Source organism: Streptomyces flavofungini (assembly GCF_030388665.1).
Lineage (GTDB): Bacteria > Actinomycetota > Actinomycetes > Streptomycetales > Streptomycetaceae > Streptomyces > Streptomyces flavofungini_A.
Genome location: NZ_CP128846.1, coordinates 8564150 through 8577314, shown reverse-complemented (window position 1 = coordinate 8577314; position 13165 = coordinate 8564150). Strand labels below are relative to the sequence as shown.

Here is a 13165-nt window from a genome sequence, read left to right as displayed (position 1 = left end):
GCGCTGCGATGTCCGGGTGGCCGCAGACAGGAGCATGAATCCGGTCGGCGCGGTGCTGTTCCTTCCGCGCCTCACCCTGAGGGCCGTGCGCGCGGGCGCCGACGCCCTGCTCCGCGAGCTGATCTCCGCCGTGGTGGCGCGGATCGACCTGGACGCCCTCGTGGCCCGCGTGGACGTCGACCGCGTGGCCGACCGGGTGGACGTCGACCGCGTGGCCGCCCGCGTCGACATCGGCAGCATCGCCGACCGCGTCGACGTCAACCGGATCGCCGACCGCGTCGACGTGCGTGCCGTGATCGCTCGCGTCGACCTCGTCCCGCTGACCCTGGAGGTCCTCGCCCGGATCGACCTCGGCCGCATCGTCCGGGACACCGGCGGCGGCATGACGAGGGAGACTCTGGACGCCCTCCGTGAGCGGAGCATGCGGGCCGACCTGATGGTGAACCACCTCGCCGGCCGGCTGCTGCGCAGGAACGGCACGGTCCGCACCGGGGAGGAGGGCGGGGCCGGGCCGCCCGCGGGGCAGCCCTCGTGACGGCGGCGGGGCTCGGACCGCAGCTGGCGCAGGGAAGTCCGGCCGGACTCGTGTCCCGCGCGCTCGCCGCCCTCGTCGACGCCCTTGTCGTCGCCGGACTCGGGCTCGCCGCCGAACTCGGCGGCGGGGCGGCACGGCTCCTGGTGGCCGGGCCGCCCTTCCGTGTTCCCGACCCGCCCGCATGGCTCACTGCGGTGTCCGGCTCACTGATCGCCGTCCTGTATCTCACGGCCGGCTGGGCCCTGGCCGGTCGTACGGCCGGAGGTCAGGTCCTCGGGCTCCGCGTCATCGCCCGGTCGGGGCGGCGGCTCGGGATCGGCCGTGCCCTGCTGCGCGCCGTGCTGTGCCTGGTGTTCCCCCTGGGGCTGCTGTGGGTCCCGCTCAGTCGGCGCAGCGCGTCCGCCCAGGACCTCGTCCTCGCCAGCACGGTGATCCATGACTGGGTGCCGCGGCACGCGAGGCCGCGCTCAGGGCCGGGGCGGGAGTGAGGTGGAGACCGCGGCCGGAATGGTGCGGGGCAGCCGCGTGGCGGTGACGAGGCCGATGAGGGAGGCGAACGCGAGGGTGGCCATGGCGGCCGCGTAGGCGTGGTCGCTGAGGTCGGCGACGAGGATGGTGCCGGCGATGGCCGTGCCGAAGGTGGAGCCGAGGTTGGACACGCTCCGGGACAGGCCGGAGATCTCGCCCTGTTGGTCCTCGGGGAAGGCGGACTGGACCACGTTGACGGACGGCGTGAGCATGACGCCGAGGCCGAGGCCGATCAGCAGCAGGCCGGGGGCGAACGCCCAGTTGTCGGGCGACCCCGCGACCATTGCGATCAGGACGCCGATGCCGACGAGGACGAGCGCGAACCCGGCCGTGATCAGGGTCCGCTGGGACCGGCGTTCGGCGAGGCGTTCCGCCGCGAGCGAGGAGACCAGCAGCCCGAGCGTGGCGGCCGTGAAGACGACACCGGTCTGGATGGCGTCGTGGCCGCGTACGACCTGCAGGTAGGTGGCGACCGTGAACGAGGTCCCCATGAGCAGCAGCCACTGGAGGTTCTGGGTGACCAGGCCGAGGTTGGCGGTGCGGTCGCGGAACAGGCTGGTGGACAGCAGCGGTTCCGCGCCGGCGCGTTCCTCGCTGCGGATCCAGTGCACGAACCAGGCGAGGACGAGGCAGCCGACGGACAGGAGCGCGAGGGTCAGCCACGCGTTGTCGTCGGTGGCGAGGATGCCCATGACGATCAGGACGAGGCCGCCGGCGGACAGGACGGCGCCGCGTACGTCGAAGGGGTGCGCGGGGTCGGGCGGCAGCGGGTCGGCGATCCTGCGGCTCAGCGCGATGATCAGCGCGATCACGAGGGCCTGGAAGACGAACGCGGCACGCCAGCTGATCGTGGTGGCGATCAGCCCTCCGATCAGCGGTCCCGCGGCCGCGCCGACGCCACCGGCGGCCATGATGACGCCGAACGCACGGGCCCGGGACGTCAGTTCGGTGAAGAGCAGCGTGGTGAGGATGTAGACCGGGGGGATGAGCAGGGCCGTGCCGATGCCCTCCAAGACGGAGTAGCCGAGGATCAGCACGCCGAGTCCGGGGGCCGCCGCGCACAGGCTCGCGCCGACGCCGTAGACGGCGAGGCCCGCGAGGAAGCAGCGCTTGCGGCCCAGGCGATCGGTCAGCTTGCCGCCGGGGATCATCAGCGCGGCCATGACCAGCAGGAACATGGTGATCGCGACCTGCACTCCCTGCACGGTGGTGTCCAGGTCGTGGCCGATGTCTTTGATCATCACGTTCATGTTGGACCCGGCGAAGCTGCAGATGAACTGCGCGAGGGCGAGCGGTGCCAGAATTCGCCCTCCGGCGGGTCCGGGGCTCTTGCCGTGCTCAGTCACGGGCGGGCTCCACGGCGAGGACGTGCGCCGCCCACGCGTCCAGGTCCACGAAGAGGCCGGGCCCGGTGAGCTCGCTCCCGGCCCGCCGGTATCCGGAGCCGTCGAGGATGTCCGTCAACCAGGTCTCCCCCGTGGCCAGTTCGCCCCAGGGAAGCCGGACCCTGGCCTGCGACCGGTGCCCGGAGAGGTTGACGACGACCAGGAACCGCCCGGCCGGTCCTGACCAGCACCACGCCACCAGGTCCCGGTGGCTGGGGTTGTCCGGCCATCCTTCGAGGTCCAGCAGACGCCACCGTCCGCCGCGCATCCCGCTCTTGTGCACCTGGGCGAGGAGCCGTTCGTGGAAGGCGCGCAGGTCCGCGTCCGCCGGCTCGTCGGGGCGCCGGTCGAGGAAGACGGGCACGTGCGTGCGCCGCGCCGTGAACTGTCCCTCGTGCCACATCGTCGCGCCCGGCAGCGTGGCGATCACGATGGCGGCCGCGCGCTCCTTGGCCGGGTGGAGCGTCCGCGCGGCCCGGGGTTCGTCGTGGTTCTCCAGGAAGCGCACGAGACGGCGCTGGTACTCCTCGTCCGCCGCCAGGTGGTGGCGGACGGACTCGGGGCTCTCGTGCAGCAGCCGGTCGTAGAGGCGCTTGTCGTAGCAGAAGTCGAACCCCTGCTGCTGCAGGGCCCATTCGAGGCCCCAGTACGCCTCGGCCACGAAGATCATGCCGGGGTGGCGGCCGCGGACGGCGGAGACGACGGTGCTCCAGAAGTCCTCCCGCGGCGCCGCGCCCACGCACTGCCCCCAGGTGCGGGCGAAGACGTCGTTCATGAGCAGCATGGCCATGTCGCAGCGCACGCCGTCGCAGACCCGGCCGATGCGGGTGAGCAGGTCCGCGGTCGCCTCGCGCAGCCGCGGCTCGAAGGCGTTGAGCTGCACCACGTCCGGCCACGGCGGGAAGAAGGGGTCCCGGCCCCGGGCGAGGACGGCGGCGCCCGTGTCGAGGAACGCCGCGGGGTCGCGCCGGAGGTCGTCCTCGGTGCCGCGCACGAAGTACTCGGGGTGCTCGGCCACCCAGGGGCTGTCGGGCGCCACGTGGTTCGGGACGTAGTCGAGAAGCAGCCCGACGCCCCGGCGGTCGAGTTCGGCCCGGGCGGCGGTGAGGCCCTCGTGCCCGCCGAGCATCGCGTCCGCCCGGTAGCTGCGGACGCAGTACGGCGAGCCCGCGATGTCCTCCTCGGCGATGCCCGGCACCGCCCGGTCGAAGGCGGCGCGCAGCGAGGCGTCCCCCAGGGCGATGTCCCGTCCCTTCGGGCTGCGCTCCCAGACGCCCATGAGCCAGACGGCGTCGACGCCGTGCGGGGTGACCTCGTCCCAGGCGTCCTTGGGCACGTCGCCGAGTCCCACGGGGCGGCCCGTGCGCCGCTGTGCCTCACGGAGCCACACGCGGGTGTTCACCTCGAGGACGACCGGCTGTGCGGGCAGTGCGGTCATGGCCTCTCCCTCCTTGCGAGCCCGCCGCGGAAGTCGCCGGGCTCCACGGTCCCGAAGAGCTTCATCAGGGCGGCGACGAGGCCGGTCCAGCCGGTCTGGTGGGAGGCGCCGAGGCCGGCGCCGTTGTCGCCGTGGAAGTACTCGGGGAACAGGATCAGGTCGCGCCAGTGCGGGTCGCTCTGGAACTTCTCCTGCCCGCCGTACACGGGCCGCCTTCCGTCCTCGCCGCGCAGGAAGGTGCGGGTGAGCCGGTCCGCGATCTCCTTGGCGACCTCGAACAGGTTCTTGCGGACGCCCGAGCCCTCCGGGCACTCGACGGTGAAGTCGTCGCCGTAGAAGCCGTACAGGTTCAGAAGACCCCGGATCAGCAGGGCGTTCACCGGGAACCACACCGGACCGCGCCAGTTGGAGTTGCCGCCGAACATCCCGGAGTCCGACTCCGCGGGCAGATAGGCGACCTGGTACTCCTGGCCGTGCACCCAGAAGCGGTACGGGTGCTCGGCGTGGTGGCGGGACAGGGCCCGGATCCCGTACGGACCGAGGAACTCGTCCTCGCTGAGCAGCCGGGACAGCACGCGTGTCAGCTTCTTCTCGTCCACCACGGACAGCAGTCGTGGGCCGCCCTCGACGCCCGCGCCCGCCGAGGCGAGCGTGACGGACAGCGAGGGGTGGCGGTCGGCGAAGCGGCGCAGCCGCTCGCCGAGGCCGGACACCCGCGCCAGTTGCTGCGGCTGGAAGACGGTGGACGCGCACAGCGGCAGCAGGCCCACCATGGACCGCACCTTCAGGCGCACCGCCTGTCCGTCGGGCAGGCGCAGCACGTCGTAGTAGAACCCGTCCTCCTCGTCCCACAGCCCGTCGTCGAGGTCGCCGACGCGGTCCATGGCGGCGGCGATCCACAGGTAGTGCTCGACGAACTTCAGGATCAGGTCCTCGTACGCGGGGTTGTGCTCGACCAGCTCCAGCGCGATCTGGAGCATGGACTGGCAGTACAGGGCCATCCAGGCGGTGCCGTCGGCCTGTTCCAGCTGGCCGCCGGTCGGCAGCGGGGCACTGCGGTCGAAGACGCCGATGTTGTCGAGGCCGAGGAAGCCGCCCTGGAAGACGTTGCGGCCGCTGGGATCCTTGCGGTTGACCCACCAGGTGAAGTTCGTCAGGAGCTTCTGGAAGACGCGTTCCAGGAAGTCGACGTCGGCGTGGCCGGTGGCGATCTGCTCCATCGTGTAGACGAAGTAGGCGGCCCAGGCGTGCACGGGCGGGTTGACGTCGCCGAAGTTCCATTCGTACGCGGGTATCTGGCCGTTGGGGTGCAGATGGGTGCCGCGCAGCAGCAGCTCCAGCTGTTCCTTGGCGAAGGGGACGTCCACCGCCGACAGGGCCACGGCGTGGAACGCCAGGTCCCAGGCCGCGAACCAGGGGTACTCCCACTTGTCGGGCATCGAGATGATGTCGTCGCTGACCATGTGGAACCACTCGCGGTTGCGCACGTCGGTGCGCGGCACGCTCCAGGGCCCCAGGCCGTGTTCGGCGAGCCAGGCCTCCAGGTCGAAGCCGTAGTACTGCTTGGTCCAGAGCATCCCGGCGAGGGCCTGCCGCAGCACGCGGGCCTCGTCCTCGCCCGCTCCCCGGGGGGTGAGCTCCGCGTAGAAGGCGTCGGCTTCGGCGATCCGGTCCCGGAAGACGGTGTCGAAGTCCTCGGCCGGCTCGGTCCCCGCGGGTGCGAGGCGCAGCCGGAGGGTCTCGGTGCCGCCTGCCGGAAGGGTCACCGTGTGGTGGGCGGCCGCCTTGGTGCCCTCCCGTGCCGGGTTGACGGCGGCTGGGTCCCCGTCGACGACGGCGCGGCCGATGCCGTCCTTGACGTACGGCGAGGCGTTGGGCGAGCCGAAGAGACGCTCGTTGTCGGTCTCGTTCTCCGTGAACAGCAGCGGCACCGGGGCGCCGACGCGCAGCTCGTAGCCGCCGAGTTCGGGGTGTTCGGCCCTGATGGTCGCGGTGCCTTCCGGCTCGTCGGCCGCGCTCAGCCGCGGCTTCGCGGCGCCGTCGGTCCAGGACCAGGTGTTGCGGAACCACAGGGTCGGCAGCACGTGCGCGGTGGCCTCGTCGGGGCCCCGGTTGACGACGGTGATCCGCACCCGGACGTCGTCGTGCGCGGCCTTGGCGTACTCCACGGTGACGTCGAAGTACTTGTCGTCGTCGAAGACCCCGGTGTCGAGCAGCTCGTACTCGAACTCCTGCCGCCCGCGGTCGCGGTTGACGGCCACCAGCTCGTTGTACGGGAACGCGGCCTGGGGGTACTTGTACAGGTACTTCAGGTACGAGTGGCTGGGCGTGCCGTCGAGGTAGAAGTAGTACTCCTTGACGTCCTCGCCGTGGTTGCCCTCGCCGTTGGTGAGTCCGAAAGCGCGCTCCTTGAGGATGGGGTCGCGGCCGTTCCACAGCGCGAGGGCGAAGCACAGGCGCTGCTTCTCGTCGCAGATGCCGCCGAGTCCGTCCTCGCCCCAGCGGTAGGCGCGCGAGCGGGCGTGGTCGTGCGGGAAGTACGCCCACGCGTCGCCGTTCACGCTGTAGTCCTCGCGGACGGTCCCCCACTGGCGTTCGCTCAGATAGGGACCCCACAGCCGCGACCGGCCCTTGTCGTCCCCACGCGGGCCGATCCGCCCGGTGGTCGCCTGACTGCTCATGCGGTGCCTCCCTGCTGCGGGCTCGCCGGAGGAGCGCCAGTCTCGGAGCCGCTCCCGGGACGCGCCTCACCTGTCCGGGGTGAGCCGCCGTGGGCGAGGAGCGTGACGGTGACCTCGTAGACGGTGAGCACCACGGCCACCGTCAGGAGGCCGGACCAGGAGGACAGCAGCAGCGCGACCAGGGCCGCGACGACGATGCCCGCGGTGCGGAGCACGTCGGCGTGTTCCTGGATCCAGGGCCGGGGCCCGGCTCCCTCGGAGATGCGGTCGCCGACGCGGGTCGCGAAGCGGGCGGTGGCCCGGGCGCCTCGGGCCGCGTGGGCCCGTGCGGCCACGGGCAGCCGTCCGGGTCCGACGAGGTAGGCCACGACCGCGACGGCGATGCCGAGCCACAGGAGTTGGTCGCCGCGCTCGCGCAGGGTCGTGAAGATCGTCCACATCGCGGCCCGCACCCCCTCGCGGTAGACCCCGGGCGTCACCTGGCCGAGGATCTGGTCGCGCACGCCGCGCAGCACGCCGGCCAGCACCGTGACCGTCACCACCAGCCAGAGGCCGAGCTGGAGCAGGGTGCGACGGCGGTTCGGCGAGATCCACAGCGCGGCCCCGAGCAGCAGCGGCACAGCGATGACCAGGCCCACCACCGCCCGCTTGAACAGCAGCACCATCTCCTGCAACTGCCCCAGCTCGTGCCGGTCGTAGAGCGTGATCTGCCCGAAGTCGTCCGGCAGGGACACCCCGAGGGCCTTCTCGATCCGGTCGTGCAGCTCGGGCGGTATCTCTCCGGAGGACAGCGTGGGCAGGTCGAGCTTCTTGTCGAACAGGGTGGGGAGCCTGCTCTCCAGGGCGGTGAGCGAGTTGTTGACCAGGGGCAGCAGGTTCAGGGTCACCTTGTCGCCCTCGACCCGCACGTCCTCCCTGCGGTTCTCCAGGAGCGCCACGGCGCGTTCGTGGGCGAGCCGGTTCGTGGCGCGCCACAGGTCCTGGAACCGCTCCGTCTCCATCAGCCCGGAGATGATGTTCTTCAGGTGGTCGCGGGCGGCCTTGGACACCGGTGCCGCGAGGAACGACGCCCGCTCGGGCAGCGATTCGCGTACCCGCTCCTCGACGTCGACGCGGTCGAACACCTCCCTGGTGATGTACGTGGAGACGGCCGCGTTCACGTCGGGGTCCCCGGGCAGGGGCCCCACGGTGGCGACCCACCGGTCCGTGTCGAGCGTGGTCCGCGCTCCCCACACCCCGATGACGGACGTGACCGCGCACACGGCCACCAGGGCGATCAGGATGGCGGCGAGGGCACGGCGCAGCGCGAGGGATCGGCGGCGCCGTTCGGTCCCCGCGCGGGCGCGCAGGTCCTCGACCTCCGCGCGCAGTCGCTCCAACTCCGCCTGGGCCGCGGTGTCCTTGGCCGCCGGGCCGCCGTCCGCCGCTTCCTCGTGAGCCATGGGCGTCACACCTCCGCGGCCACCGTGAGGGCGGTTCCGCCCCGCTTCCTCACCTGCGGCGGGTGACGCCGAACGGCCCGGTCCGCGGGGAAATGGAGGCCGTGGCGACGAAGGGAGACACCATGGGCAGCATCGGTCCTGTCCAGCTGCTGGCCGTCGAGTTCGGCCCCGACACGAAGTTCGAGGGGCGCATCGCCGAGGAACTGGAGATCCTGGAGGCCAACGGCCAGATCCGCGTCCTCGACATGCTCTTCGTGAAGAAGGGGACCGGCGGGAACCTGTTCACCCTGGACTACCAGGCCGAGGACATGGGCGACACCGTGGCCGCCCTGCTCGGCATCCCCCGCGAACTCCTGTCGGGGGCGGAGAGCACCGCTCCGTCGATCGCCGGGGAGAACGCCTTCGGCCTCACCCTCGCCGAGATCAGGGAGCTCGCCGAGCAGCAGGACCCCGGGACGTCGGCGGCGTACATCCTGCTCGAACACGTGTGGGCCAGGTACTTGAGGAGCGCGATCCGCGACGCGGGCGGAGTTCCCGTCGCCGAGGGGTTCCTCACCGAGGAGGCCCTGGAACCGGTCGCCGTGGAACTCATGGCCGCGGCCCAGCGGCGCGGCGAACCCTCCGCACCCCCATCCGCACCGGGCCGGACGGCCCGCGGCAACAGGAGGTCCTGATGGCTGAACTCGTCGTCCTCGGCTTCTCGGACAAGGAGAAGGCCGAGGCTGTCATGCGGCTCGGAAAGGAGCTGTCGCACCAGGAGCTGCTGGACCTGGAGGACGCGGCGCTCGCGTGGCGCACCATGGACGGCAAGATCCATGTGCGGCAGAGCTACAGCACCACCGCGACCGGCGCGGCCGGTGGCGCGCTGTGGGGCTCGCTGTTCGGCCTGCTGTTCCTGATGCCCGTCTTCGGAGCGGCGGTCGGCGCCGCCACCGGCGCGGTCGCGGGCAAGCTGACCGACATCGGCATGAACGACGCCTTCATCAAAGAGGTGGCAAGCACCCTGGAGCCCGGCCGGGCGGCGGTGTTCGCGCTCGTACGCCGCTCTACGCCCGACCGGGTACGCGAAGCGCTGCGCCCCTTCAGCCCCGTCGTCCTGCGCACCTCGCTGACCAGGGACAGGGAGGAGGAACTGGTCGCGGCTCTGCAGCAGACGCCGCCGGTGCCGGGCACCGGTCCGGGGCGCGAGCCCGCGTGACCCTCCCACAGGTCCAGAACTCACCCGGGTGAGACGGCATCCGCGACGGCTGCCGTCCCGCCCCTCGGCACCACACTTGGCTGTGCCTCACCACCCTGCTCCCGAGCGCGAGGTGACGCCATGGACGAGTGCACGTGCGCGCGACACGCCGGCTCCGTTCCGGCATCCCGCGTGACCATGCCGCCGCTGCCGCAGTGGATCGTCCCGCGGCCCCGGCTCACCGAACGGCTGTCCCGGGGCGTCCTCGGGCCGCTGACCGTCGTCGTGGGTCCCGTGGGCGCGGGGAAGTCCGCGGTCGCGGTGGAATGGGCGCACACCGGCCGGTCCCCCGGCCCGGTGGCCTGGGTGACCTGCGACGGGCGCGAGGAGGAGCCCGCGGTCTTCTGGCCGCGGGTGCTCGGCGCCCTGCGTGCGGCGGGCGTGGACCTGCCGTGGCCGGACACCGCGGCCGCGGGGCCGCTGCTCGTGTCCGGTCTCTCGGCCCTGCTCGGCGCCCGCCGCGAACCGGTGGTGCTGGTCCTCGACGACTTCCAGCCGGAGCCGGACTCCCTCATCGCCGAGGGCGTGGTCGACCTGCTGCGGCACACACCGGACGTGCTGCGGCTCCTCGTCCTCTCCCGGCGGGATCCGCCGCTGCGGCTGCACCGCCACCGGCTCGTCGGCGACCTCACGGAACTGCGCACCGCCGACCTCGCGTTCGACGACGGCGAGACGGGCGCGCTGCTGGCCCAGCACGGCGTCGAGGTGCCCAAGTCCGTGCTGAGCACCCTCAGGCAGCGCACGGACGGATGGGCGGCGGGGCTGCGGCTCGCCGCGATGTCGATGGAGCACCACCCCCACCCCGCGCAGTTCGTCGCCCGGTTCGCCGGTGACGACGAGTCCGTCGTGACCTACCTCGTCGAGGAGGTGCTCGACGTACAGCCACCGGACATGCGCCACCTGCTGCTGACGACGAGCATCGTCGACCACCTCAACGCGGAGCTGGCCCTCGCGCTCGCGGGCCCCGCCGCGGGGCGGCACTTCACCGCGCTGGTACGCCAGAACTCCTTCCTGCAGTCCGTCGGGCAGGGCTGGTTCCGCTGCCACCAGATGTTCACGGACGTGCTGCGGGTGAGCCTGCGCCACGAGAGCCCCGGGCTCGTCCCGGACCTGCACCGCAGAGCCGCGGCCTGGCTCGCCGACCACGGCCTGCTCACCCAGGCGGTGGACCACGCGCTCGCGGCGGAGGACTGGGACTGCGCCAGCCGTCTGATCGTGCACCGGCTCGCGATCGGCCAGGTACTCGGACTCACCGCCGCACGGCTGCCGGACGCCCTCTGCGCGCGCGTCCCGGCCGGCGCGCCGCCCGGTGAACCGGAGTCGGCGCTCGTCGCCGCGGCCGCCGCCGCGGCCCGGGCCGACGCGTCGGCCTGCGCCGAAGCCCTCGGACAGGCCACCGAGCTGATCTCCCGGCTGCCGGAGGGCGACGGCGACCGCGCCCTGAGGTGCCGCCTCTGCCACGCGGTGGTACGCACGGCCCTGGAGCACGGGCGCGACGTCCGGGCGGCACGGGCCGCGGCGGGCGACGCGGACGCCCTCGTCGCCCTGCTGCCTCCGGGGGCCCTGACGGACCGCCCGGAGATCAAGGCGCTCACGCTGATCGTGCGGGGCCGTGCCGCCCTGCGGAGCGGCGCGTCGAAGGCCGCCGAAGCCGCCCTCACCGGCTGTCTCAAAGCGGCGGGAGCGGCCGGGAACGGCGTGCTGCGGCGGGACTGCCTGGTCGAGCTCGCCCTCCTCGAAGCGCTGCGCGGACGGTTCCGCGCCGCCGACGAGTTCGCCGCGCAGGCGGGCAGGCCGCCGCTGCCCGCCTGGACCCCGGCGGCCCCCACCAGGAGCACGCTGCTTGCCGTGCGCGCGTGGGTGGACCTCGCGCGCGGCGAACCCGGCCCCGCGCGCCGCCAGTTGGCCCAGGCACGCGCGGCGCTCCGGCAGCGGCCCGACGCCTTCACGTCGGGGGTCGCCGACCTGGTCGCCGGGCTCGTCACGGCGGCGGAGCGCGGGCTGACGCGGGTCCCCGACACCCTCGTCGCCGCCACCTCGACCTGGCTTCCCGACGGGCTCGGACCAGCCGTGGAACGTGCCTGTGCGATCTGCCTCAGCACGCCCTGCGGGCGGGTGCGGCGTCCCGTCGCCGGCCAGGAGCCCGCCCCCGCACCGCCCGTGGAGCGCCTCAGCTCCCGGGAGCGCGACGTGCTGGAGCGGTTGGCGCAGATGATGACCACCGAGGAGATCGCGGAGGACATCTATCTCTCCGTCAACACCGTCAAGACCCATCTGAAGAGCGTCTACCGCAAGCTGGCCGTGACCCGGCGGTCGGCCGCCATCCGACGCGCCGTGGAGCTCGACCTGCTGCGCCCGAGCGGGTTCGAGCGGCCGAAGGCGGACGCGACCGGCTCTAGATGAGCCCCAGTCTCCGTGCCCGGCACAGCGCTTCGGCCCGTGAGTGCGCCCCGAGCTTGCGGTACAGCGCGCGGGCGTGGCTCTTGACGGTGTTGTGGGAGATGAACAGGCCGTCGGCGATCCGGCGCAGCGACACATCGCCCTGGAGACGGCGCAGCACCATCAGTTCACGCTGCGTCAACGCCTCGACGGGCGGCGCGGGGCCCGCGTCCGCACCGGTCCGCCCGCCCTGGGACACCGAGGCCAGCACGGCGAACGCCTCGTCGACCAGCGCTCCCACGCTGTGCGGATCCTCCAGGTCCTCCGCGATGCGCACCAGGGCACCGGCGAGCCACACCAGGCAGGTGTCGACCGCCGTCTCCGCTCTCTGCGCGTCCCGTCCGAGACCGCGGAGGTGGCCGCGCAGCGTGGCCACCCGGGCCGGGTCCGCCGAGCGGGAATCCGGACGTCGGCGGCCCTCCTGGGCACGGACCACCACGGGCATGTCCCCCACCTCCTGTCGGCAGGCGGTACACACCAGAAGGTCACACTTCGGGAGGGTGTGAGGAAGGTGCTTTACGGCCCATCTGAGGGGGACGAACGGCCTCGTCCGTCCCGCCCGGACCGGCGTGCCCTCAGGGCAGTCGACGCACCTCGAGCAGTTCGAGGCCCAGCGCCTGGATGCGGTCGAGGATGCCGTAGAGGGCGCTCTGGTCGAGGCCGACGCCGTACAGGACCGTCTCGGCGGGCCGCAGCCGCACCGTCACCTCGCCGAAAGCGGACCGGAAGCTGTCGCCGATCCTGCCCCGGACACGGATCTCGAAGTCGCCGCCTGCGGACGGCGCCCCGGGCCGGTCTGCTCCCGGGCCCGGCTGCGGCCCGTTCATGGCCTCACCTCCGCAGCGGCGTCACCGACGCGACCATTCTTCCGGGACGGACGCGGACCGCCTCACCCCGCCAGGGTGACAGCGGCCCGTGCGCTCCCCGGACTCATCCGCTGCGGGTGAACCGGAACCGGTGGCGAGGGGCCATGCTCCGGCTCACCGAAGAGGAGGTCCAGACATGGCCGAACAGACTTCACCGGGCCAGACCCGGCACAGCGCACCGGAGTCGGAGTCGCCCCGTGTGCGGCCACTCGCGCTCGGCGGCGTGGTGTTCGCCGTGTGCGTCCTGGCGATCATCGGCTCCTACCACGCGATCGTGGGACTCGCGGCGATCATCGACGACGACTATTACGTGAGGCTGAACAACTACATCTACGAGTTCGACATCACGGCCTGGGGATGGCTCCACCTGATCTCCGGCGTCGTGATTCTCGCGGCCGCGTTCACGCTGTTCAGCGGCCGGGTGTGGGCGCGTGCCGTCGGCATGGTCATCGCCGGCCTCAGCGCGTTGGAGAACTTCTTCTTCACCCCGTACGCCCCCGTGTGGTCGGCGATCATCATCGCGCTCGACGTGCTGGTGATCTGGTCCCTCGCCATGTACGGGCGGCCGGTGGCGCACAAGGTGTACGGCGCGCCGATGTGAGTCCGCCCGGGCG

General features: G+C 72.5%; 12 protein-coding genes. 6 read left to right on the top strand and 6 right to left on the bottom strand.

Going from position 1 to position 13165, the window contains the following annotated elements:
• The first annotated feature begins 16 nt into the window (after positions 1-16).
• Both QUY26_RS37205 and QUY26_RS37200 read left to right on the top strand, forming a co-directional pair.
• The gene (locus tag QUY26_RS37205; protein ID WP_289954615.1) at positions 17-535 is read left to right on the top strand and encodes a hypothetical protein; all 519 of its coding nucleotides are present in this window, start codon (positions 17-19) and stop codon (positions 533-535) included.
• A complete protein-coding gene (locus QUY26_RS37200) occupies positions 532-1023 on the top strand; it encodes an RDD family protein (protein WP_289954612.1) in 492 nt (163 codons plus the stop codon). The genes QUY26_RS37205 and QUY26_RS37200 overlap by 4 nt, the downstream gene beginning before the upstream one ends.
• Here the strand turns inward: QUY26_RS37200 and QUY26_RS37195 are convergent.
• From QUY26_RS37195 to QUY26_RS37180, 4 genes are read right to left on the bottom strand one after another with little or no spacing between them, the layout of a single operon-like run.
• Positions 1003-2409, bottom strand: coding sequence for an MFS transporter (locus QUY26_RS37195; RefSeq protein ID WP_289954611.1), 1407 nt, complete (start codon positions 2407-2409; stop codon positions 1003-1005). The two genes, QUY26_RS37200 and QUY26_RS37195, sit on opposite strands and share 21 nt — an antisense overlap.
• Entirely contained in the window at positions 2402-3886 is a 1485-nt protein-coding gene (locus tag QUY26_RS37190; RefSeq protein ID WP_289954608.1) for an alpha-amylase, read from the bottom strand. The genes QUY26_RS37195 and QUY26_RS37190 overlap by 8 nt, the downstream gene beginning before the upstream one ends.
• Complete coding sequence (locus tag QUY26_RS37185) at positions 3883-6567, bottom strand: MGH1-like glycoside hydrolase domain-containing protein (protein ID WP_289954605.1); 2685 nt, start codon at positions 6565-6567, stop codon at positions 3883-3885. The genes QUY26_RS37190 and QUY26_RS37185 overlap by 4 nt, the downstream gene beginning before the upstream one ends.
• Positions 6564-8009 carry a hypothetical protein gene (locus QUY26_RS37180; RefSeq protein WP_289954603.1) on the bottom strand — a complete coding sequence of 482 codons (1446 nt, stop codon included), beginning with the start codon at positions 8007-8009 and terminating at the stop codon, positions 6564-6566. The genes QUY26_RS37185 and QUY26_RS37180 overlap by 4 nt, the downstream gene beginning before the upstream one ends.
• Before the next feature lie 101 nt (positions 8010-8110).
• Between QUY26_RS37180 and QUY26_RS37175 the strand changes: the two genes are divergently transcribed.
• The 3 genes from QUY26_RS37175 (at position 8111) to QUY26_RS37165 (ending at position 11649) form a co-directional block, all read left to right on the top strand.
• Positions 8111-8683, top strand: a complete 573-nt coding sequence (locus QUY26_RS37175) for a DUF1269 domain-containing protein (protein ID WP_289954601.1) — start codon at positions 8111-8113, stop codon at positions 8681-8683.
• Positions 8683-9207, top strand: a complete 525-nt coding sequence (locus tag QUY26_RS37170) for a DUF1269 domain-containing protein (RefSeq protein WP_289954600.1) — start codon at positions 8683-8685, stop codon at positions 9205-9207. The genes QUY26_RS37175 and QUY26_RS37170 overlap by 1 nt, the downstream gene beginning before the upstream one ends.
• 120 nt (positions 9208-9327) lie before the next feature.
• Positions 9328-11649, top strand: coding sequence for a helix-turn-helix transcriptional regulator (locus QUY26_RS37165; RefSeq protein WP_289954598.1), 2322 nt, complete (start codon positions 9328-9330; stop codon positions 11647-11649).
• Here QUY26_RS37165 and QUY26_RS37160 read toward each other — a convergent pair.
• Both QUY26_RS37160 and QUY26_RS37155 read right to left on the bottom strand, forming a co-directional pair.
• Complete coding sequence (locus tag QUY26_RS37160) at positions 11642-12130, bottom strand: helix-turn-helix transcriptional regulator (RefSeq protein ID WP_289954596.1); 489 nt, start codon at positions 12128-12130, stop codon at positions 11642-11644. The two genes, QUY26_RS37165 and QUY26_RS37160, sit on opposite strands and share 8 nt — an antisense overlap.
• 130 nt (positions 12131-12260) lie before the next feature.
• Positions 12261-12512, bottom strand: a complete 252-nt coding sequence (locus QUY26_RS37155; RefSeq protein WP_289954594.1) for a hypothetical protein — start codon at positions 12510-12512, stop codon at positions 12261-12263.
• A 175-nt stretch (positions 12513-12687) separates the two neighbouring features.
• On the opposite strand from QUY26_RS37155, the gene QUY26_RS37150 reads away from it, so the two are divergent.
• On the top strand, positions 12688-13152 hold the full coding sequence (locus QUY26_RS37150) for a DUF7144 family membrane protein (protein WP_289954592.1): 465 nt from the start codon (positions 12688-12690) through the stop codon (positions 13150-13152).
• Positions 13153-13165 lie beyond the last annotated feature (13 nt).

Bases quoted from the DNA above. Each gene is read 5' to 3' on its own strand.
- QUY26_RS37185 (WP_289954605.1), bottom strand. From the start codon at position 6,567: ATGAGCAGTCAGGCGACCACCGGGCGGATCGGCCCGCGTGGGGACGAC.
- QUY26_RS37165 (WP_289954598.1), top strand. From the start codon at position 9,328: ATGGACGAGTGCACGTGCGCGCGACACGCCGGCTCCGTTCCGGCATCC.
- QUY26_RS37150 (WP_289954592.1), top strand. From the start codon at position 12,688: ATGGCCGAACAGACTTCACCGGGCCAGACCCGGCACAGCGCACCGGAG.
- QUY26_RS37155 (WP_289954594.1), bottom strand. From the start codon at position 12,512: ATGAACGGGCCGCAGCCGGGCCCGGGAGCAGACCGGCCCGGGGCGCCG.
- QUY26_RS37190 (WP_289954608.1), bottom strand. From the start codon at position 3,886: ATGACCGCACTGCCCGCACAGCCGGTCGTCCTCGAGGTGAACACCCGC.
- QUY26_RS37160 (WP_289954596.1), bottom strand. From the start codon at position 12,130: ATGCCCGTGGTGGTCCGTGCCCAGGAGGGCCGCCGACGTCCGGATTCC.
- QUY26_RS37180 (WP_289954603.1), bottom strand. From the start codon at position 8,009: ATGGCTCACGAGGAAGCGGCGGACGGCGGCCCGGCGGCCAAGGACACC.
- QUY26_RS37170 (WP_289954600.1), top strand. From the start codon at position 8,683: ATGGCTGAACTCGTCGTCCTCGGCTTCTCGGACAAGGAGAAGGCCGAG.